At 29.7% G+C, this 21283-nt stretch carries 19 protein-coding genes and 1 pseudogene; 16 read left to right on the top strand and 4 right to left on the bottom strand.

The features are described from left to right. Positions 1-247 precede the first annotated feature (247 nt). From FQB35_RS01995 to FQB35_RS02005, 3 genes and pseudogenes are all read left to right on the top strand, one after another. A complete protein-coding gene (locus FQB35_RS01995) occupies positions 248-1354 on the top strand; it encodes an efflux RND transporter periplasmic adaptor subunit (protein WP_148808310.1) in 1107 nt (368 codons plus the stop codon). 45 nt (positions 1355-1399) lie between these two features. Next, the gene (locus tag FQB35_RS02000) at positions 1400-2887 is read left to right on the top strand and encodes a sensor histidine kinase (RefSeq protein WP_148808311.1); all 1488 of its coding nucleotides are present in this window, start codon (positions 1400-1402) and stop codon (positions 2885-2887) included. After that, positions 2865-3553, top strand: a pseudogene (locus FQB35_RS02005) (response regulator transcription factor). Before FQB35_RS02000 ends, FQB35_RS02005 begins: the two are co-directional and overlap by 23 nt. Positions 3554-3586: 33 nt before the next feature. On the opposite strand, the gene FQB35_RS02010 reads toward FQB35_RS02005, so the two are convergent. Next, positions 3587-4909 (bottom strand): sodium-dependent transporter, encoded by a 1323-nt coding sequence (locus tag FQB35_RS02010; RefSeq protein ID WP_148808312.1) that lies wholly within the window; start codon positions 4907-4909, stop codon positions 3587-3589. Between the two features lie 322 nt (positions 4910-5231). Here FQB35_RS02010 and FQB35_RS02015 point away from each other — a divergent pair, with 322 nt between their 5' ends. The 9 genes from FQB35_RS02015 to FQB35_RS02055 all read left to right on the top strand — a co-directional run bounded on the left by FQB35_RS02015 (position 5232) and on the right by FQB35_RS02055 (position 13512). Further along, a complete protein-coding gene (locus FQB35_RS02015) occupies positions 5232-6317 on the top strand; it encodes a GerAB/ArcD/ProY family transporter (protein WP_148808313.1) in 1086 nt (361 codons plus the stop codon). 137 nt (positions 6318-6454) lie between these two features. After that, positions 6455-8083 carry a Na/Pi cotransporter family protein gene (locus FQB35_RS02020; protein ID WP_148808314.1) on the top strand — a complete coding sequence of 543 codons (1629 nt, stop codon included), beginning with the start codon at positions 6455-6457 and terminating at the stop codon, positions 8081-8083. Positions 8084-8227: 144 nt separating this feature from the next. Next, positions 8228-8719 carry a hypothetical protein gene (locus tag FQB35_RS02025; protein WP_207707327.1) on the top strand — a complete coding sequence of 164 codons (492 nt, stop codon included), beginning with the start codon at positions 8228-8230 and terminating at the stop codon, positions 8717-8719. Next, entirely contained in the window at positions 8694-9356 is a 663-nt protein-coding gene (locus tag FQB35_RS02030; RefSeq protein ID WP_148808316.1) for an accessory gene regulator ArgB-like protein, read from the top strand. Before FQB35_RS02025 ends, FQB35_RS02030 begins: the two co-directional genes overlap by 26 nt. Further along, positions 9356-9493 carry a cyclic lactone autoinducer peptide gene (locus FQB35_RS02035; RefSeq protein ID WP_148808317.1) on the top strand — a complete coding sequence of 46 codons (138 nt, stop codon included), beginning with the start codon at positions 9356-9358 and terminating at the stop codon, positions 9491-9493. The genes FQB35_RS02030 and FQB35_RS02035 overlap by 1 nt, the downstream gene beginning before the upstream one ends. A gap of 61 nt (positions 9494-9554) precedes the next feature. Then, a complete protein-coding gene (locus FQB35_RS02040) occupies positions 9555-11249 on the top strand; it encodes a bifunctional diguanylate cyclase/phosphohydrolase (protein ID WP_148808318.1) in 1695 nt (564 codons plus the stop codon). 145 nt (positions 11250-11394) lie between these two features. Next, positions 11395-12087, top strand: coding sequence for a hypothetical protein (locus tag FQB35_RS15715; RefSeq protein ID WP_168198212.1), 693 nt, complete (start codon positions 11395-11397; stop codon positions 12085-12087). Between the two features lie 220 nt (positions 12088-12307). Then, the gene (locus FQB35_RS02050) at positions 12308-12658 is read left to right on the top strand and encodes a hypothetical protein (protein WP_148808320.1); all 351 of its coding nucleotides are present in this window, start codon (positions 12308-12310) and stop codon (positions 12656-12658) included. After that, positions 12655-13512, top strand: coding sequence for a GGDEF domain-containing protein (locus FQB35_RS02055; RefSeq protein ID WP_148808321.1), 858 nt, complete (start codon positions 12655-12657; stop codon positions 13510-13512). The genes FQB35_RS02050 and FQB35_RS02055 overlap by 4 nt, the downstream gene beginning before the upstream one ends. Before the next feature lie 58 nt (positions 13513-13570). Here the strand turns inward: FQB35_RS02055 and FQB35_RS02060 are convergent, their stop codons facing one another. Continuing rightward, positions 13571-14287 (bottom strand): tRNA 2-thiocytidine biosynthesis TtcA family protein, encoded by a 717-nt coding sequence (locus FQB35_RS02060; RefSeq protein ID WP_148808322.1) that lies wholly within the window; start codon positions 14285-14287, stop codon positions 13571-13573. Between the two features lie 247 nt (positions 14288-14534). On the opposite strand from FQB35_RS02060, the gene FQB35_RS02065 reads away from it, so the two are divergent. Beyond that, the gene (locus FQB35_RS02065; RefSeq protein ID WP_148808323.1) at positions 14535-15743 is read left to right on the top strand and encodes an HD-GYP domain-containing protein; all 1209 of its coding nucleotides are present in this window, start codon (positions 14535-14537) and stop codon (positions 15741-15743) included. A 59-nt stretch (positions 15744-15802) separates the two neighbouring features. On the opposite strand, the gene FQB35_RS02070 is transcribed toward FQB35_RS02065, so the two are convergent. Next, complete coding sequence (locus FQB35_RS02070; RefSeq protein WP_148808324.1) at positions 15803-16828, bottom strand: branched-chain amino acid aminotransferase; 1026 nt, start codon at positions 16826-16828, stop codon at positions 15803-15805. A gap of 280 nt (positions 16829-17108) precedes the next feature. On the opposite strand from FQB35_RS02070, the gene FQB35_RS02075 reads away from it, so the two are divergent. The 3 genes from FQB35_RS02075 (at position 17109) to FQB35_RS02085 (ending at position 20585) form a co-directional block, all read left to right on the top strand. After that, on the top strand, positions 17109-18188 hold the full coding sequence (locus tag FQB35_RS02075) for a Fe(3+) ABC transporter substrate-binding protein (RefSeq protein WP_148808325.1): 1080 nt from the start codon (positions 17109-17111) through the stop codon (positions 18186-18188). Positions 18189-18264: 76 nt separating this feature from the next. Further along, positions 18265-19899, top strand: a complete 1635-nt coding sequence (locus FQB35_RS02080) for an ABC transporter permease (protein WP_148810728.1) — start codon at positions 18265-18267, stop codon at positions 19897-19899. After that, positions 19899-20585 (top strand): ABC transporter ATP-binding protein, encoded by a 687-nt coding sequence (locus tag FQB35_RS02085; RefSeq protein ID WP_148808326.1) that lies wholly within the window; start codon positions 19899-19901, stop codon positions 20583-20585. Before FQB35_RS02080 ends, FQB35_RS02085 begins: the two co-directional genes overlap by 1 nt. Positions 20586-20737: 152 nt before the next feature. Here FQB35_RS02085 and FQB35_RS02090 read toward each other — a convergent pair whose 3' ends face one another. After that, on the bottom strand, positions 20738-21196 hold the full coding sequence (locus FQB35_RS02090) for a hypothetical protein (protein WP_148808327.1): 459 nt from the start codon (positions 21194-21196) through the stop codon (positions 20738-20740). Positions 21197-21283 lie beyond the last annotated feature (87 nt).

The raw sequence follows: 21283 nt of genomic DNA on the forward strand, positions 1-21283 counted from the left end.
TCTGATAAACGTTACCGCCTTGTTGCATATTCGAAGTACTAAACTTATTAGTCAACATCCAACTTATTCGTAATCTGTTTATCAGACAGAGGTGTCAGTCTTTCAAGTACGAGGTCTTACCTCAAGGAGACTACGACATCACTCTATCTAATATTTTGATTATACTCTTTTTTGTATAATCTTTCAGCTAATAAAGGATTATAGGTTGCCTTTATTAACCTAAATATAGTATACAAGGAGATAAAAAATGAAAATAAAAAAAATGAGCGTAGTATGTTTTCTTTTAATGTTACTGGTATTATCTGGCTGTGATAAGTCAGAAGCAAAAGGAAAGAAAGTAGAAAAAAAACAGACAGCTGTGGAAGTGATGAAAGTGGAGGCAAAAACCATAACAGAAGATTATCATTCAGTAGGAAAAATTTATGCGAGCGAAGAAGTTAAGGTATCTAGTAAGAAAAGTGGAAAGGTAAAAAAAATCTATTTTGATGTAGGAGATGTAGTGAAGAAAGGAGATGTTTTATATACTCTAGATAATGAAGATTTAGTAATAGACGTTGAATTGAAAAAGAGTCAATATAAAAAAGCTTTAGAAAATGCTAAAATGAACTATGAAGATGCTTTGAATAATTTTAATAAAGCAAAAGCTTTATATGAATCCGGCGTTTTATCAAAAAATGCTTATGATAATGCTGAAAAATCTTATAGACAAAACAAATTAAATTATGAGCAAGCACAAAAAGATTTAGATTCAAATTCTATTACATTAGATGCTTCTATTAGTGATACAATTATAAAAAGCCCCATAGATGGAGTCATAGCAGAGAGAAATATTGAAGTGGGAGAAAATACTACAGCTTCAGATTTTGTCATAGTAAATACAGATAAAGTGATTGTAAGAACCAGTGTTTCAGAAGATATTGTTAATAAAATCTCTATAGGGGATACAGTTCAGACAAATATTCAATCAAATAATTATATGGGAAAAATAAAAACAATTAGTCCGGTGGGGATAAATAATGGGAATATCTATCCTGTTGAAATTGAAATAGAGAATAAGGATGGACTCTTAAAGCCTGGGATGTTTGCAGAGGTAAAATTTGAAATTGAAAGAAGGGAAAATCAAGTAGTAGTACCTACAAAATCCATATTATCTAGTGGAAATGAAAACTATGTTTATATTGTAGAAGAAAATAAGCCTAAAAAAGTGATCATAGAGAAAAAAATAATAAAAGACGGATACGTTCAAGTAGAAGGGGAATTAAGCGTTGGAGATTTGTTGATCGTAAAAGGGCAGGAGTATATAGATGAAAAAAGTTTAATTTATGTTGTCAATGAAGTAACCTTAAATGAATGAAATAAGGGGGATAATAGGACTTCCCCATAAGTTTTGGAGGTTTTTATGTCTATTAAACTTAGATTGTTGCTTTCTTATGTGGGTATGATTATTATTCCGGTTATAGTTATATTACTATTAAACTCCATGTTTATTATTTTTGGAGAGACTGAACAAGAAGATGTTAAAATAATCCTTAATCCTATGAGAATCGTAGGAAAATATATTGCAAAGCAGACAGAAATAAACAGAAAGTTAAATATAGAAATCCTTAATAATAAAGAAAAATTAATAGATCCTTCTTATTTAAAAAAGTATGACCAAGAATTAGAAGCATATTATTCTGGTTTAATCGTAAGGGAGGATGAGAAAATCGTATATGTTTCAAAAATCTTAGAAGATGAAGGATTATTATCTTCATTGCCAGCATTTAATGAAGTCTTCCATAGAAAAGATTTTTATAGAAATCATGGAAAAGGATATATACTGAGGCATCAAAACGATTTTTATTTGAATGATGGTTCTAAGATCTCTATGTTTATTGTTTCAGATACGAATTTAGCAAGAAGAGATTTCAATAAAATAAGGAATCGAATAACTCTTATAGTTATCAGTGTATTAATTCTAACTACCTTTACATTAACATTTTTTATTTATAAGAGTATTATTAGATCCATCAAAAATCTTGAATATGCTGCAAATGAAATAAAAAAAGGAAATTTGGATTATGAAATTAAAAAGTATTTAAATGATGAAATAGGAGATCTTAGTCTTTCTCTTGAAGAAATGAGATTAAAACTGAAAAATTCTTTGGAAGTACAGAAAAAATACGAAGAAAATAGAAAAAACTTAATTTCAAATATATCTCATGATCTTAAGACACCTATTATGTCTATAAAAGGATACATAGAAGGAATAAGAGATGGGATTGCTGATACACCAGATAAGATGGAGAAGTATATAAATACCATTTATGAAAAAGCAAGACATATGGAAGGGTTGATTGATGAGTTATTTCTTTTTTCAAAGCTTGATTTGCAGAAAGTATCCTTTGATTTTCAGACTATTGATATCATAGAATTTTTAAAATACAGTGTGGAAGATTTAAGCTTTGAGTTAGAAAAAATAGAAGGGAAAATAAGTCTAAATGATGAAAAAGAAAGTATTTTTGTAAAGGCTGACTTACAAAAGTTAAAGAGAGTAATAGTAAATATTGTAGGAAATTCAGTAAAATATAAAGGAGAAAGCCCCCTTACAATCGATATTTTTGTAAAAAAAGAGCATGAAGAAGTTATAGTGCAGATCAAAGACAATGGAAAAGGAATTTCAAAAGAAGATCTCCCTTATATTTTTGATCGATTCTATAGAGCAGATCAATCAAGAAATACTTCTGTAGGAGGAAGTGGATTAGGGCTTGCTATATCTAAACAAATTATTGAAAAACACGGTGGTAAAATGTGGGCAGAAAGTAAAATAAATATTGGAACAAGTATATTCTTTTCGTTAAAGATTTGTAAAGGGGGTAGTATTGATGAAAAAAATATTGATTATTGAGGATGATACTAGCATTGCTGAGTTAGAACGGGATTATCTTAATATTAATGGATTTTCTGTAGAAATAGAAAACACAGGACTTAAAGGTATAGAGCGAGCGCTGAAGGAAAAGTTTGATTTAATTATATTGGATTTAATGCTTCCAGAGATAGATGGGTTTCAAATCTGTAAAGAATTAAGAGAAAATTTAGATATTCCAATTCTCATGGTTTCAGCGAAAGGAGAAGGAATTGATAAAATAAGGGGATTAGGACTTGGAGCAGATGATTATATTACCAAACCTTTTAGTCCCAATGAATTAGTAGCAAGAGTCAAATCACATCTAAATAGATATGAAAGATTGACCAATAGGAGAAAAAACAAGAGGAAATAATCGAAGTCAATGGCCTTACTATAGACCCTTATTCAAGAAGAGTATATGCAAATAATAAGGAAGTAAATTTAGCTTCCAAAGAATTTGATGTCTTATTGCTTCTAGCAAGGAATCCAAATCGTGTTTTTCGAAAGGAAGAAATCTTTGAGAGAGTGTGGGGATTAGATTCTTTAGGAGATGTATCTACAGTTACAGTGCATATTAGAAGAATTCGTGAAAAAATTGAATATGATGCATCAAACCCTAAATATATTGAAACCTTATGGGGGGTTGGATATAGATTTAAAATATAGGAAAGGTCAGAGAATTTTCTCTGACCTAAGGTTTTAACCAATTCCTCCATAAATAATTCCTAGAACCAAGACAATTCCTGCTATAAGTACAAATATGTATTTTGCAAAAAATCCCCACCATTTTCCTAAAGGTCTTTTAGCTCCCTTGTTAATTTCGGTACGAGCTTTTTCTATCCCATAGATCCAAAAGAAAGTGATAGCTGCTAACAAAGCACTAAAGGGCAATAGATATATGGTAATAAAATCTGCGAACTTTCCAAATAGGTTCATGTTTATATCTAAAGGAATTCCAAATAAAAAAGCAATACATGCAGCGATTAAAACACTTTTCTTTCTGCTAAATGAAAACTTATCCATAAATGCTTCTACAGTTACTTCCATCAAAACTACTTCTGTAGAAATGGCTGCAAAGATGATGCACAAAAAAAATGCAACACCAAATAAATATCCTCTGCCCATTTCCTTAAAGATATGGGGCATAGTTATAAAAAGAAGTGATGGACCTGCAGATACACTCAACTTAAAAGAAAATGTTGCAGGGATGATGATAAATGCAGCTAAAAATGCAGCGATTGTATCAAACAAAGCAGTATGTATTGCACATGTAGGAATATCTTCATCTTTTTTTAGATAACTTCCTAATACAACCATTCCTGCACCACCTAAAGATACTGTAAAAAATGCTTGTCCCAGAGCCATAATCCAGGTAATAGGCTTTAATAAATAGGACCAATCAGGTAATAACAAATATTTTACACCCTCTATAGAACCTGTTAGAGATAAAGAACGTATCATTAATATGATGAAAAGAATAAATAATGAAGGCATCATGATTTTGTTTACTTTTTCAATTCCTTTTTTTACACCAAGAACAACAATCCCTAATGTAATAAGGATAGCCAATCCATTCCAGAAAATACTTTCAGGATGTCCTGCAAAATTTTTGAAAGTATTCGAAATAGCAATATGATAAAAAGAGCCATTTACAGCTAATGCAAAATATTTTAAAACCCATCCTACCACAACAGAATAAAATATAAATACACCTGTTTGAGCAATGACTGGAATACTTCCAATGACTGCACCGAAAGGAAGATTTTTTTGTTTAAATACTTTTTCAAAAGCACCGATAGAACCCTTTTGCTGAGATCTACCAAATGCAAATTCCCCTATAAGTCCAGTAGTTCCTAATGCAAATACAAATAAGAGATATGGAATCAAAAATGCAGCTCCTCCGAATTGACCTAATCTCCAAGGAAACATCCATATATTCCCTAAACCAATTGCAGAACCAATACAAGCTAAAATAAATCCAATTTTTCCTGTCCAAGTTTCTCTTTCTACTGTTTTGGGCATTCAATTCACCATCCTTATTGAAAAATAAAAAACTCTCCATAGGAGAGTTTTAGGCATACAAAAACAAAACCTTATAAAGGTTTATAATCATTTATTTTCTACCTAGCTACTATCCTACTTATAAAGATACTACATAAAAACCTACAAAACTACCAACTACCCTGCTAAGTTTTTAAAAAAGACTTTTTTATTATAAGTAAAAAAAATAAAGCTGTCAACAAAGTTTGTGGATAAAGTTATAAAGCAACTGAAAATATTAAAATATGTATTTGGTTAAACTATAGAATATATGCTGTTTTAAGAACTCTAGGAGGAGTAGACGATGAATAAAGAAGTGATTTCGAATCAACAAGCCATATCTATGATTATTCTGTTTATGTCTGGTACATCTACGATATTTATGGTAGCGTTGTCTGCAGAAGGGGATTTTTGGTTGGCTATTATTCTATCTGTTATATTAGCATGCATAATGGGAGCTATATTTGCTTATTTACATGCTATTTTTCCAAAAAAAAATTTATTCGATATATGTGAAGATTGTTTTGGAAAAATTATGGGGAAGGGAATATGTATTTTATTTAGCTACTTTGCGTTTGAGGAAGCAGTAGCTGTTTTTACAAATGCAAAACAATTCATTACAGAAACGACTATGCCAGAAACGCCTCAAATAATAACCATTATTCCCATTGTTATTTTGTGCATATGGGTTGTAAAAGAAGGAATTGAAGTAATCGGAAAATGTGCAAATTTTTTTATCATTATATTTATTATTTTGATTTTTACTATGGTGCTATTATTAATTCCCCAAATTGATTTAGATAATTTTGGACCTGTTTTATACAAAGGAATAAATCCAGTTTTAAAAGGAACTTTATCAGCATTTGCATTTCCTTTTGGGGAAATTGTTATGTTTACTATGGTTTTTTCAAATTTTAGAATAAAAAAATCTGCTTATAAAGTTTATATAGGGGGATTAGTTATATCAGGAATAATATCATTATTAACTTCTATTGCTACAATCTCAATTTTAGGGATAGATATTGCTACTACTTCATATTTTCCTGTTTTTAATGCTGCTTCAGGAATCGCAATTGGAGATTTTATACAAAGATTAGAAATATTTGCAGCTGTTATTGGTGTCGTAGGATCATTTTTTAAAAACAGCATATTATTATTAGCCGTATGCAAAGGAATTTCAAAGATATTTAATCTTTCTAACTATCGATTGATTATTATGCCCGTTGCATTATTAATGATTAATTTTTCTTATTTTTATTATGATAGTAGAATGGAATTTGTAGAGTATAATATGGATGTGTGGACTTATTATGCCATTATTTTTGAGGTATTCATTCCAATTATGCTTTTACTTTTTGCTATAATGAAAAAGAAATCTTTTAAAAAATAATGCTTTTAAATAGTTGTGAACATTGCTAAAAAATAGAAGGTCGAAATTTGTAGATTTAACATAAATTTAACATTATTAACAAAAAAATAATGTATTATATATTAGGAGTATATTAAAAGATTATGGGAGGGTAAAAAATGAAAATCCTTTTTGAATTGCTTGGTGGTCTTGGATTATTTCTCTATGGTATGACAATAATGGGAGATGGTCTAGAAAAATCTGCTGGGGACAAAATGAAGAGAATTATTGAGGTGCTTACTAGTAACAGAGTGATGGCTGTGCTAGTTGGTGCTTTAGTAACCATGATTATACAGAGTAGTAGTGCTACTACTGTAATGGTTGTAGGTTTTGTAAATGCAGGAATTATGAATTTAGTACAAGCTACAGGTGTAATTATGGGTGCGAATATTGGAACAACCATAACAGCTCAAATTGCATCTTTAAAGTTAACAGAGATAGCACCTATTGTAGTAGGGCTTAGTGTAGGGGTTTGGATTTTTACTAACAATAAAAAAGTGAAAAATGTTGCAGAAATCTTTATAGGATTTGGAATATTATTCATTGGTATGGATTTTATGAAGCATGCTGTAAAACCATTGCGAGAATATGAAGGCTTTAGAACAATGTTACTTAGCTTCGGGAAAGGTACATTTACGGATTCCTTAATGGCAATTTTTACTGGATTTTTCGTTACGGCTATTATACAAAGTAGTAGTGCTACTACAGGTATTCTGATTGCATTAGCAAGTGAAGGATTATTGCCAATAGAAGCTTCTTTACCGATTATTTTTGGGACAAACATTGGAACTTGTGTTACTGCAATGTTATCAAGTATTGGTGCAAATAGAACAGCAAAAAGAGCTGCTTTTATCCATTTTATGTTTAACGTATTTGGAACATTAATATTCATGCTATTATTTAAAAATATTACTATTACTATGGTAAAACATATTTCACCAGATAATGCAGCAAGACAGTTAGCAAATGCTCATACATTCTTCAATATTGCTAATACTTTACTACTATTACCGTTTGCTACTTTATTAGTAAAATTAGCTAATAAAATTATGCCAGTGAAAGATTTTGAAATAGCAGATAAAATAGGTATTAAATATCTTGATGACAGGATGCTAGAAACTCCATCTGTTGCTATTGTTCAGGTGATAAAAGAGACATTAAATATGGGTAATTTAGTTTTAGATAGCTATAAAAAAGCGATGGATGCTTTCTTTGAGAGAAATGAGAAATTAGCACATGAAACCTTTGAAATAGAAAAGACTATAAATAGTATGGAACGTGAAATTGCTGAATACTTGGTAAAACTATCTAATAAATCTCTATCTGCGAAACAGAACGAGATTGTGAATGGACTATTTAATACAATTAACGATATTGAAAGAGTAGGAGACCATGCAGATAACTTGGCAGAGCTAGCTGTGTTTAGAGTAGATAATAAATTAGATTTTAGTGAACAGGCTATAAGTGAATTAAAAGCAATGCATGATAGAGTTATGAAGTCTTATACCCAGGCAATACTTGCTTTAAGAACAGGAGATACAAATATTGCAAAAAGAATTATTGAAAGGGAAGGAGAGATTGATCATATGGAAAGATCTCTTCGAGCAAGTCATATTGAAAGATTAAATAAACAGCAGTGTATGCCAACATCAGGGGTAATATTCCTAGATATTATAAGTAATTTAGAAAGAATAGGAGATCATGCAGACAATATAGCTTTAGCTGTAATGGATGCTGCAGATAAGTAGAGGGTGATTTTTCATCCTCTTTTTTAATTTTAAAAAAATACAATAAAATTTATCATACTCGACATATTTCTACAAAAAAATATGAAATTTTCGTATAAAATAAAGATATTAAGGGAAACATGCAATGAGAGGACGAAGAATAATATGCTGCAAATACCTATACTTGTGTTTTTTATAAGATCAATTCCTGAGGGTATCCTTTTAATTTTTTCAAGCTATATGTTGTTAAATAAAAAAATTAATAAAAAAAGACTTGCTTTATCTGGGCTTTTATTAGCCATAAGTACATATATTGTAAGATTGCTTCCTATTCATTTTGGTGTGCATACAATGATTATTATCATGCTATATATTTTTTTTACAGTAAAAATAAACAACATGCATATAATGGAATCTATTCCTATATGTATCATATCTATGATTATAATTTTTATTTGTGACTGGATTATTGTACTTTTTTATGTAAATATATTACATCTTGATTTTATATATATATTTAAAGAACCCGTAAAAAGTGCTATATATAGTATTCCTTCTTTAATAATGACTTTTTTTATCGTTCTTATGATATTTTGTATCAAAAAATATAGAAATAAGAAGGTAGATTCACATGTATCTGATCGAAAGAGTATCTAATAATATTGCAGGGAAAATAGCTGCTACTTTAAAGCTAGATAAAGAGCAGGAAGCCGTATTAGCTTATGGGGCTTTTGGATTGCTTGAAACTATATTAGCAATCATTTTAGTCTTAGTTTTTGGGAAAATATTTGGGGTATTATTAGAAGCAATTATTATTTCTTTTGTATCGGCAATATTTAGAAAATATTCAGGAGGAGCCCATGCAACATCTCCTAATCGATGTGCAGCAATTGGGGTAATTGTATCAGTTGGATTAGGTATATTTGTGAATAAAATAAGTATAAATATTTTTAGTTTACTAATATTTGGACTATTAACCTTTTTTATTGTTTTATATATAACTGTTAAATATGCTCCTGTGGATACACCGAATAAACCAATAAAAAAGCTAGAAAGAAGGAAAAAATTAAAAATAAAATCATTGATTATACTCTTTTTATTCCTTATAATTACATTAATTTTAACAAGATACTACATAAAATTAGGAGATGTAAGTTTGCTTAGCATCATAGCTTCTATTTTACTAGGACTGCTTTGGCAGGCAATTACATTGACATCTTTAGGACATCTAATAATACATAAATTAGATGATTCCTTAAGAAAAATAGCAACTTTAGGGGGGAGGGGGATATGATGAAAAACAGATTATTTACAATGATGGCTGTTTTTGGTATGACAGTACTAACATTTGTTGCTCAAACAGTATCAGCTTCAGCTTGTATATGGTCAGCTTATCAGCCAGAAGAGCCAAAATTATTACGTGAAGAATAATGTAGGAGGTCATATTTGACCTCTTGCATTATTTTTAAAAGTATATGATAGGTGTGAGAGCATGCATCAGATAGAAAATAAATTCCAAAAAAAAGTTTATGAAATGTTATTTGTTTCAAAGTTATTGTCACTATTATTCTGTGGAATTATTATTTTTATACAATACAATGTACATTTTTTAAAAAATCTACATAAATATATGAGCTTTTCTATGATTACAGCGATGCTGGGTATAGGTATGTTGACATTAATCTATAAGATATGGATATTTTCTTATAAGAATAACAAGATTACTTCAAAGGTATCTGCAACAGATATAATTGAAATAATATTGTTTATTGGTATTTTTTCTATTTTGATTATTTTTTCAGGAGTACATACTAGTCATTATAAATTTATATTTTTATTTATTATTATTCCAACTACTATGCAATTTGGAATCAATTATGGGATAGGGGTTTCTAGTATATGTTCTATACTAGTTTTATTGATAGATTACATGGCTTTACCACGAAATACTATTAATATATTTTTTGAAACAGACTTAATTTTAACAGGGGTTTTTTTATTAACTGCATGGTCTTTAGGTTACTATGTAAATATTGAAAAAGAATATAGGAAAGAAATCTCTCAGTTAGCCAATATGGATGAGCTAACAGGAGTTTATAATCATAGATTTTTTCAGGAGGCTTTATCAGAGAAAATAGAAGTGTCTAAAAATAAAAAAACATCTGTAGCACTGTTGTTTATAGATATCGATTATTTTAAATATTATAATGATCTTTATGGACATCAAGCAGGAGATAAGGTATTAGAAAAAATTGGAGATATATTAAAAAATTTAATTAGAAAAGAAGATATTGTAGCAAGATATGGAGGAGAGGAATTTGCAATAATCTTGCCAAATACCAAAGAAGAGCAAGCTTTAAATATTGCTGAGAAAATACGAAGTACAATTGAGAAAATTGAATTTGAAGGAGAGGAAAATTTACCTAATAAGAAGCTTACCGTATCTGTTGGGGTTTCTGATTTTCCGAACAAAGCAAAATCTAAAGAAGAATTAATCAAGGCTTCAGATGATGCACTTTATAGAGCAAAATTTTTTAATAAAAACCGGGTAGAAACATATCATTCTGTATTAGAAGAATTAAAAAAAGATATACAACAAGAGCATATTGACTTGATTAGTTCTGTTAAAACATTAATAAGCGTAATTAATGCAAAGGATCGTTATACCTATGGACATACGGAAAGAGTGGTTATATACTGTAAAATGCTTGCAGATCGATTAGGTTTAAGAGAAGAGGACAAAAAGATTTTAAGATATGGAGCATATTTGCATGATATAGGAAAAATTGAAATTGGCAAAGATATTTTAAATAAAAAAATGCCTCTTACAGATGAGGAATGGAAACTTTTAAAGAAGCATCCTGAAAATGGTGCTGAAATCATAAGAGCTGTTGACTCTCTTAAAGATGTTATTCCTTTGATCTTTTATCATCATGAACGCTATGATGGAAATGGATATCCAAAAGGGTTAAAAGGGGAAGAGATTCCTTATTTGGCAAGAATATTAACGGTTGCAGATAGTTTTGATGCTATGACTTCTAATCGTCCATATCAATCAAGAAAAAGTTTTGAAGATGCAATAGAAGAATTAAGAAGATGCAGCAAAAGCCAATTTGATCCTAAGATTGTAGATGTTTTTATAGAAATAATTGAGAAAAACATAGATAAATTTGATCGAATGAGGTAAAGAATAAAGCAGGATGTTTTCAAATATTTGAAAGCATCCTGCTTTTTACACAAATTTTACACATTTATTCTATTTTTTCTTTATATTTCAGGTTTATGATATAGATATAAGGAAGAACAAAATAAATTTTTAAGGAGTGGTGAAAATGTTAAGAAAAAAAATAATGAAGGTTATTATGACATCCTGTTTGTGTATGGCATTACTAGTTCCATCTATGGCTTTTGCAGAAAAGGCAGATGGAATACAAGAGCAAAGAGGTTTAATCGCTAAAAGAATTGAAAAGTTCAAAGAAAACAGAGAAGAAAGAAAAGCTAAGAGAGAAGAAAGAAAAGAAAAAAGGGAAGAAAGAAAGGAAAAATTCTTAGAATTAGTAAAGGAGTATGTACCAGATACTTTAAATAATTGGAAAGAACAATTTGATGAGCACAAAGCTGTTCATGATCAAATCAGAGAAATTAAGATGCAATTAAGAAAAGAGAAAAAAGAAGAAATTAAAGAAGATCTTAAAAAGATGAGAGCTGAACTGAAGGAAAAGATTGAAGCTGGAGAAATTACAAAAGAAGAAGCTAAAAATAAGTTGAAAGAGTATATTGAATCTATTAAAGAAGAAAGAAAAGAGATAATTCAGGAGAAAAAAGAAGAACTTGCTGATGAAATAGAAGCACAAAAAGAAAGACGTGAAGAAGTAAAAGAACTTAGAAAGATTTTAAGAGGGGCTATAAAAAATAAAGATTATGAAAAAATTACAGATACATTTAATAAATTATATGAGCATTTATTAGATCATATAGAATTTGATTATAAAAAGCTTGAAGAATTAAAAAAGATAGAATTATAGAGAAAAGGCGATAATATCTCGCCTTTTTTCGTTTTTATATTTTTAAGAATACACTTTGTTTGCATGTAATATATTGTAATTATTAGTCAAATTTTAACTAAAAATATGATATTATGGATATGTATAAACAACATTCATTCCAGATAACTTTTGAAAAAATTAAATTTTATTCAATATTGTTTAGCTATAAAATTACAATTTAAACAGGGGGAGTCCGTTCATGGCGAAATATTTAGATACTACAAAAAAGGCTGAAATTAATATACGTTTGTCAGAATTTGAAATGCCACCCATGCAGGATGTATTAATTGTAGGAAAAAGGGCACCTATTGGGGCTGAAGGAGCTAGAAGAATGGTTGACATTTTATCACCTGATCAGTATGATATTATTAAAATTGAACATGATACTATAGAAGCGATTGTTGTAAGGAGAACATTACTAAAAATGCTTCCTAAAGATAAGCTAGTTAATTTAATTTTAGAAGAAGGGGGGAAAATTGCTAACGAATCTATTATTCTAAAAATGCAGATTAATATTACAATTCAAGTTAGCAGATCAATAGATATATGATTAGAAAAATTTCTGAAATCATGATTAAAAATTTTGTAGCAGTTGACACTTGCGATGGCGTGTTAAAAGCAGAAAGAATGCTTACAGAAAATAATGCAGAAGGAGCTTTGGTATTTGAAGGTACTACTTTAGTAGGTGTTGTAACTTATAAGGATTTATTAAGATCACATCCAAATAGAATTGTTGCAGATGCAATGAATACAAAAATATTCTACATATCTTTGGAAGCTTCTTTGTGGAAGGCAGAAGAGATGTTTAAAAAACATCATACAGAAATACTAATCGTAAAGGAAAATGCTACTCCTGTAGGATTTATAACAAAAGCAATCCTTTATGCAGAACTAGGAAAATACATAGATCCATTAACAGGATTAAATAGAAGTGATTATATTTATTATAAGGCAGATGAAATAATGAAAAATAAGAGGGAAATAGGAATCATTTTTATAGATGTAAATAATTTTGGATATATTGATAAGAATTATGGTCATACGATAGGTGATGTTATTTTAAAAGAAATAGGAAGTATTCTGAAAAATAATATTCCTAATGATACATATACTTGTAGATTTGGTGGTGATGAGTTTGTTGTAGTTGCTCCTTATGATTTAAATGAGTGTAAGAATCTTGCTCAAAACTTAAGGAAAACAATTGAATCATATCATTTTATAAATAATGTACCAGTAAGTATAACTACGGGCATAGCTGGATGGAAAGTTGGAAAAAATGTCAACCATAATTTTAGAAATATTATAAATATCATGAATGCAGCTAGTTTAGCATCTACAAAAGCGAAAAAGGAAGAAGATGGATTATCTGTAGCAGAGAGTTTTGAAATTATTGATATTGCATAAATATGAATAAAAAGCAACCTTTTGGTTGCTTTTTATTAAAGGAACCAAATAAGCATGTTTAAACATCAAACCAAAGCTCAAATTGATCTTTGTTTTTGATACTAGTCAATATCCTGTCTTTTGCTTTTGGTGCATGCTTATAGATATGGAGCATCAAATTCTTTGTATCCTCTCTAGCTGTTTGTTTATCAACAGGACATGGACTTTTCACAATAGGAATAGAATGTCTTTTTGATGCAGCTAGAATTTGATGTTCACTAACGTATACCAAAGGTCTAATTACTTTTATGTTTCTATCTTCTAAATAAGTTTTTGGTAAGAAAGTTTTTATACGTCCATTATAAAGCATATTCATAAATAAAGTTTCTATGGTATCTTCTTTATTATGGCCTAACGCCAGGACGTTTAATCCCCTATTTTGCATAACATTATACAAAGCGCCGCGCCGCATATTAGCACAAAGAGAGCAAGGATTCTTTTCTTTTCGTAAATCGAAGACGATTTTGCCAATATGAGTATTTTCTATGGTATATGGAACTTTTATCTTATTGCAAAAGTCTTTTAAAGGAGTAAAATTAAAATTTTCAAATCCCATAGAAATTGTAACTGCTTCAAGGTGATATTTAACGGGACTAAATTTTTGAAATAATTTTAGGGCATAAAGTAGTGTCATACTATCCTTACCACCAGACAAACCTACGGCTATTTGATCATTTTCATTGATTAAATTAAATTCTGATACTGCTTTTCTTAAATTCCCAAGTATTTTTTTCACGGATGAAAACCCTTTCTAAAAATAATGTTGTAATTATTATATTATACATAATAAAAGACAATGGCAATAATAATTTTGCTATTGTCATATATTATGTTTATAAAAAACTTTGTTTTAAAAAGGAGAATTTTGTATAATAATGGTTAAGGTGGAAATTATGGATCTTGAAGAAAGAATAAAGAATATTTTACAAACTATGGGTTGAAGTTTATTTGTCGTTTTAATTTAAGCATTTTAGGAGGTCAATATGCAATTTAACTTAAATAATTTCTTGTTTTCATTATCTTATGCTTTAGACTTTGTAGAGATGGATATTTTAGGCGTAGCATCAAACCATTCAAAAAGAGTTGCTTATATTGCATATAAATTAGGTGGAGTATTAGGGCTAAATCAAGAAGAACTTTTTGATTTAGTTTCTTTATCTATATTGCATGACAATGGAGCGAGTCAAAAAGTTTTGCATGATAAATTACAAAATAGAGGGAAAGATAAGAAGAAAGCTTTAGAAAGTATAAAGGAACATTGTATCATAGGTGAAAAAAATATTTATAAATTTCCATTTTTTACAGATGTTAAAGATGTCATTAAATATCATCATGAAACGTATGCAGGAATGGGCTTTTTTGGATTAGATGGAAAGGAAATTCCTTTAATGTCTCAGATTATTTTTTTAGGAGATACTATTGAAAATAAATTTAATGTAAAGGGTGCGTCTATTCAAGAAAGGAATGTTATCAATACGTTCATAAGGGAAAATAATAAAATTTTGTTTTCACCAAGTATTAGTGAAGCTTTTATGGAGATTAGCAAGCATTCAAGTTTTTGGTTGGATTTAAAAGATGAATTTATCAATAATGCTTTAGATGAAATGGTACCGAAATATTATAAAGAGCTTACATGGGAAGAAGTTCGAAAAATAACGAGTATTTTTTCAAATATTATTGATGCAAAATCTCAATTTACACAAAAACATTCTAAAGAGCTGGCTGAAAAAATAGCATTAATGGCAGATTACTATAAAAAAAATAATGAAGAAAAAATGAAACTAATGATTGCAGCAGATTTACATGATGTAGGAAAATTAGCAATCAGTAATGCAATTATAGATAAACCTGGGAGACTGACAAAGGAAGAGATGAATATAATTCAAGAGCATGCTTACTATACAAGAGTGAGTTTACAGCAAATAGATGAATTTGAAGATATTGCAAAATGGGCTTCAAATCATCATGAAAAATTAGATGGTTCAGGATATCCATATGGATTAAAGGGAAAAGAACTTGATTTTAATTCACGGCTTATGACATGCTTAGACATATATCAAGCATTGACGGAGAAAAGGCCTTATCGTGAAGGATTGACACATAGTGAGAGTATGAAAGTGCTAAGAAATATGGCTAAAGATGGATTGATTGATGGCAATATAGTAGAAGATATTGATAAAGTGTTTCATTAAAAGAATCCAATTTAGTAGCAAATACTGCTAAATTGGATTCTTTTGCATTTTAATAATGTTTATTTTACTTCTACAATCCATCCTTTAGGAGGATCTATATCTCCAAATTGAATTCCATAAAGGGTATCATAAAGTTTTTTGGTAACAGGGCCAACTTCTGTTTCGCTATGGAATACATGAAAATTTTCTTTATATTCAATACCGCCAATAGGTGTGATTACAGCAGCAGTACCGCAAGCACCCGCTTCTTTAAATTCATCTAATTTATCTATGAAAACATCTCTTTCTTCTACTTCCATTCCTAGGTATTCTTTTGCAATATGCATTAATGAATATTTTGTTATACTTGGAAGAATTGATGGAGATTTTGGTGTTACAAATTTATTATCTTTTGTAATACCAAAGAAGTTAGCTGCTCCAACTTCTTCGATTTTTGTATGGGTCATTGGGTCAAGATAAATACAATCTGCAAAACCTTTTTTTGCAGCTAGTTCATGAGGAAGAAGACTACCAGCATAGTTTCCTCCAACTTTTGCTGCTCCTGTTCCATAAGGGGCAGCTCTATCATACTCTGAAACAGTAAAGTTTACAGGAGTCATTCCACCTTTAAAGTAAGGGCCTACAGGAAGACAAAATACACAGAATAAGTATTCTGGTGCAGGTTTTACGCCGATATTTTCTCCAACACCAATTATGAAAGGTCTAATATAAAGGGTTGCACCAGTTCCGTATGGTGGAACATAAGCTTCATTTGCTTTCACCACTTTAATACATGCATCGATAAACTTTTCTTCAGGTATTTCAGGCATTAGGATACGCCTACAGCTATCGTTCATGCGTTTGGCATTTTTATCAGGTCTAAATAGCTGGATTTTACCATTTTTTGTACGGTAAGCTTTTAATCCTTCAAAGCATTGTTGACCATAATGGAGAGCTGTCGAAGCTTCACTGATTGTAATTTTATTATCTTCAACGAGTTTTCCTTCATCCCATTTTCCGTCTTTCCATCTTGAAATATAGCGGAAATCTGTTTTTATGTAGCTAAAGCCTAGATTACTCCAATCGATATTTACATTCTTATCCATAGGATCACCCCTCTAAATATTTGAAAAAGTTCTAATAAAAGAATTTTAGCACAATTTAGAAAAAATGTAAATGTTCCATTACTAGTATGTTTTTTTATTGTGAAATATAAGAAAAAAATTAATTATAAAAAGGAAAATTTAGATAGACATTATGAAAAAAATAAATGAAATTTATATTGACATGAGAATCATTGTCATTTATAATTTTGATAGTGATAATCAATATCAAAAACTGCATTTTCAAAAATGAAACCAGATATCATTAAAGGAGGAGTAAAAAATGAAGAAAAGATCTCTAATTATCACACTAAGTTGTATTTTGATTTTCTCACTATTAGCTCTTGCAGGGTGTTCAAGTACTCAGGAAACAGCTCAAGCAGACAATAAAGAAGCTATAAGCAAGGAAGAAGAAGTTGTAAATCTTTATACGAATAGACATTATGATACAGATGAACAACTATTACAATTATTTACTGAAGAAACAGGTATAAAAGTCAATGTAGTAAAAGGTAACTCGGATGAATTAATTGAAAGACTTGAAAGAGAAGGCAAGGATACAAAGGCAGATCTATTGATTACAGCAGATGCAGGAAGGCTACATAGAGCAAAGGAAAAAGGATTATTGCAACCTGTATCTAGTGAAGTTTTATTAAACAATATTCCTGAAAACTTAAGAGATAAGGACAAAGAATGGTTTGGACTAACTGTAAGAGGAAGAGTGATCGTTTATTCTAAAGATAGAGTGAATCCTTCAGAGTTATCAACTTATGAAGATTTAACAAACTCTAAATGGAAAGGGAAAATCCTTGTAAGATCATCATCTAATATATATAATCAATCTTTATTAGCTTCTTTTATAGCAATAAATGGTGAAGAAAAAGCAAAAGAATGGGCAAAAGGGTTAGTAGAAAATATGGCTAGAGATCCGCAAGGAAATGATAGAGCACAAGCTACAGCTGTTGTTGCAGGAGAAGGAGATTTAGCGATAATGAATACTTACTATATAGGGAAAATGTTAAATTCTTCTAATCCTGAAGAAGTGAAAGTAGCTCAAAATGTGGGTGTTTTCTTTCCAAATCAAGCTACTACAGGAACACACATCAATGTTAGTGGAATTGGACTTACAAAATATTCTAAAAATAAAGAGAATGCTATAAAGCTTATAGAGTTTTTATCAAGCGAAAAAGCACAAAAGCAATTTGCCGAAGCAAACTATGAATATCCTGCGAATCCTAAAGTTGAACCATCAGAACTTTTAAAGTCATGGGGAGAATTTAAACCTCAAAATATAAATTTATCTAAGTTAGGAGAATACAATCAAAAGGCAGTAGAAATATTCAATGAAGTTGGTTGGAAGTAAGGTCATAAAGCAGCCCTAAGTGGCTGCTTTATACTACTAATTATAGAAGTAAAGGAAGTGTAAAACATTGATTAAGATTCGTAAACTGAAATCCAATTTAAATATTTGGGCAATTTTTAGTTTTATATTGGTGCTTTTTGTTTTATTGCCAAACGTAAATATTTTTATAAATATTTTTAATAAACCTAATGAAAATTGGCATCATATAAAAGCATATCTTCTAAAAGACTATATCATAAATTCGATGATGCTAATTGGTTTTACAGGAACACTTACAAGCATTATAGGTACGAGTCTTGCGTGGATCATTTCTGCGTATGATTTTCCTTTTAAAGTATTTTTAAAGTGGGGGTTAATTTTACCTCTTGCTATACCACCCTATATAGCTGCATACACATACAATGGCTTATTAAATTATACAGGTGTTATTCAAAGTTTTTTAAGAAATACTTATAATATCTATTTAGATCAAAAATATTTCAATGTTATGTCCATGAAAGGAGCAATATTTATTTTTACCATATTTTTGTTTCCTTATGTGTATATTATAACCAAATCATTTTTGGAAAAACAGTCTGCAAGCTTGATAGAAACTGCTAGAGTTTTGGGAAGAACTCCTTTTGAAATTTTTTTGTACGTAGTGTTTCCTATATCAAGAGGGGCAATTGTTGGTGGTGTTAGTTTAGTTATTTTAGAAGTGCTGAATGATTATGGTGTTGTGAAATACTTTGGTATTCCTACCTTTAGCACTGCAATTTTTAAAACATGGTTTGCTATGGGAGATATAGATTCAGCAGTGAAACTAGCTTCTATTTTAATGGTTTTTGTTTTTGGTATATTGGTGCTAGAGAAACTATTAAGAGGGAGAAAAAAATTCAGCTATACAACTTCAAAGATCAGACCCATTAAGCCTATAAAATTAGAAGGAATTAAAGGGATATTGGCATTTGGTTATTGTTTTATTATATTTAGTTTAGGATTCTTAATACCTACTTTCCAATTAACTCATTGGACGTTTTTATCTTATAAAAAAGTCTTTAGTATGAAATTTTTAGAAATGCTGTTTAATTCTTTATGGATTGCGTTTGTTTCTGCTGGTTTTATTGTAATTATGGCAATTGTGATTGCCAATTATTGCAGAATACAAGAAGGATTTATTTCGAAAATTTATTCAAAAGTTACAGCAGTAGGATATTCTATTCCAGGAGCTGTCATTGCAGTAGGGGTAATTGTATTCTTTGTAAATTTAGACAATCGGCTATATGGATTTTATAAGATGATTGATCCAAATTCAAGCAAACTCGTATTGAGTACAAGTATTGTTATGCTTATTTTTGCTTATATTATAAGGTTTTTAGCTATAGGTTATAATTCTATAGAATCAGGCTTTGAAAAGATAGGGAAAAGATTTTTTGAAGCTTCTAGAACTCTTGGAATGAATGTAATCCAGACTTTCTTTAAAGTAGATTTGAAAATGATAAAACCTGCCATTGTAAGTGCATTTGTACTTGTTTTCGTAGATATTTTAAAAGAGTTACCGCTCACTTTAATTTTAAGACCGTTTAATTTTAATACTTTAGCTACAAAATCTTTTGAATATGCCAATGATGAAATGATTCATGAAGCTTCCATATCTTCACTAATTATCATTCTTGTTAGTGTTGTTTCAATCTATTTCTTCTATAAAGTAGGGGATAAGGAGGAAAAATAATGTACATTGAGATAAAAGGATTAACTTTTCAATATAAAAATGCAAAAGAAAAAACCATAAAAGATTTTTCTATAAATGTAAAAAAAGGAGAAATTATTTCGATTTTAGGGGAAAGTGGAAGTGGTAAAAGCACTATTTTAAGATTAATTTCAGGTTTGGAAGTGCCGAGTGGAGGAATGATTAAAATCAATCAGAAAGTTATGGTAGATGATGATACTTTTATATTACCAGAAAATAGAGGGATTGGGATGGTTTTTCAAGATTACGCCTTATTTCCCCATATGACAGTAGCTCAAAATATTCAGTTTGGTTTAAAGAATATGAGCAAAAAAGAAAAAAATAAAAGATTAGAAGAAGCTTTAGGGCTGGTAAATCTAGAAAAATTTCATGACAGATACCCCTATGAATTAAGTGGTGGACAGCAGCAAAGAGTCGCCTTAGCAAGGGCGTTAGCACCTAAACCCTCCTTATTATTATTAGATGAACCCTTTAGCAACTTAGATAAAGACTTGCAGTGTAAAATAAGAGAAGAATTAAAGAAAATCATAAAACAAACGGGGACAACATCCATTTTTGTTACCCATGATCGAGATGACACGAGAGCCATAGCAGACCGGGTAGTGGTTTTAAAAAATGGACAAATGATTAAAGTAGGTAATCCCCAAAATATAATAGACAATGTGTAAAAAATCACTGATTAATAAAGAAATGATACGATAAGTAAACAGTTTTTTCTATTTTTTTAAGCATTAAGTAAAATTGAATGAGATATTGGTTTTAGAAGATAAATAAGGTTATAATGAAATTAAGGGGATGAAAATTCATCCCCTATTAGATTTTAGAAGAATGGAAATGGTCTAGGTGGATATGGCCTAGGAGGAAATGGTCTAGGCGGATATGGCCTAGGTGGATATGGTCTATGTGGACGGGGTTTATAGGAGTGTTTAGGCCATATAGCTACTAGTATTAAAAACCATAATAGTAAACTTGTAGCAAAAGATTGACTTTCAACATTTTGATGCTGCATTGAGAAAGAATTGTTTTCAGTTAATATTCTTTTTATTCTATCTATTTTATTTTTCTGCTCCTGTGTTAGAAATCCTTCTGTTTGAGCAATTAATTCAAGGTTTCTAATGTATTTTTGTATTACATTTTCTGAAACTTGATTCTTTAATTTATCTATTTCCTCAAAAATATACTTTTCAGATTTATCTCCATATTGTTGTAAAAAAATCTCAAATTTATCCATTTGATCGCTAGGAAATAGGATTGGACTTACCATATAATGATAATACATTACAAATTCCCCCTTCATATTTTTAAGAATAGGCTTTTTTATTTCTCCTATAATATAAAGTATGCAAAGGATAGACATGTGTTAATG

Origin of the sequence: Crassaminicella thermophila, from assembly GCF_008152325.1 — a bacterium.
GTDB lineage: Bacteria > Bacillota > Clostridia > Peptostreptococcales > Thermotaleaceae > Crassaminicella_A > Crassaminicella_A thermophila.

Excerpts from the sequence above, each read along its gene's own strand:
- FQB35_RS01995 (WP_148808310.1), top strand. The coding sequence starts at position 248 with ATGAAAATAAAAAAAATGAGCGTAGTATGTTTTCTTTTAATGTTACTG.
- FQB35_RS02000 (WP_148808311.1), top strand. The coding sequence starts at position 1,400 with ATGTCTATTAAACTTAGATTGTTGCTTTCTTATGTGGGTATGATTATT.
- FQB35_RS02010 (WP_148808312.1), bottom strand. The coding sequence starts at position 4,909 with ATGCCCAAAACAGTAGAAAGAGAAACTTGGACAGGAAAAATTGGATTT.
- FQB35_RS02015 (WP_148808313.1), top strand. The coding sequence starts at position 5,232 with ATGAATAAAGAAGTGATTTCGAATCAACAAGCCATATCTATGATTATT.
- FQB35_RS02020 (WP_148808314.1), top strand. The coding sequence starts at position 6,455 with ATGAAAATCCTTTTTGAATTGCTTGGTGGTCTTGGATTATTTCTCTAT.
- FQB35_RS02025 (WP_207707327.1), top strand. The coding sequence starts at position 8,228 with ATGCTGCAAATACCTATACTTGTGTTTTTTATAAGATCAATTCCTGAG.
- FQB35_RS02030 (WP_148808316.1), top strand. The coding sequence starts at position 8,694 with ATGTATCTGATCGAAAGAGTATCTAATAATATTGCAGGGAAAATAGCT.
- FQB35_RS02035 (WP_148808317.1), top strand. The coding sequence starts at position 9,356 with ATGAAAAACAGATTATTTACAATGATGGCTGTTTTTGGTATGACAGTA.
- FQB35_RS02040 (WP_148808318.1), top strand. The coding sequence starts at position 9,555 with ATGCATCAGATAGAAAATAAATTCCAAAAAAAAGTTTATGAAATGTTA.
- FQB35_RS15715 (WP_168198212.1), top strand. The coding sequence starts at position 11,395 with ATGTTAAGAAAAAAAATAATGAAGGTTATTATGACATCCTGTTTGTGT.
- FQB35_RS02050 (WP_148808320.1), top strand. The coding sequence starts at position 12,308 with ATGGCGAAATATTTAGATACTACAAAAAAGGCTGAAATTAATATACGT.
- FQB35_RS02055 (WP_148808321.1), top strand. The coding sequence starts at position 12,655 with ATGATTAGAAAAATTTCTGAAATCATGATTAAAAATTTTGTAGCAGTT.
- FQB35_RS02065 (WP_148808323.1), top strand. The coding sequence starts at position 14,535 with ATGCAATTTAACTTAAATAATTTCTTGTTTTCATTATCTTATGCTTTA.
- FQB35_RS02070 (WP_148808324.1), bottom strand. The coding sequence starts at position 16,828 with ATGGATAAGAATGTAAATATCGATTGGAGTAATCTAGGCTTTAGCTAC.
- FQB35_RS02075 (WP_148808325.1), top strand. The coding sequence starts at position 17,109 with ATGAAGAAAAGATCTCTAATTATCACACTAAGTTGTATTTTGATTTTC.
- FQB35_RS02085 (WP_148808326.1), top strand. The coding sequence starts at position 19,899 with ATGTACATTGAGATAAAAGGATTAACTTTTCAATATAAAAATGCAAAA.
- FQB35_RS02090 (WP_148808327.1), bottom strand. The coding sequence starts at position 21,196 with ATGTATTATCATTATATGGTAAGTCCAATCCTATTTCCTAGCGATCAA.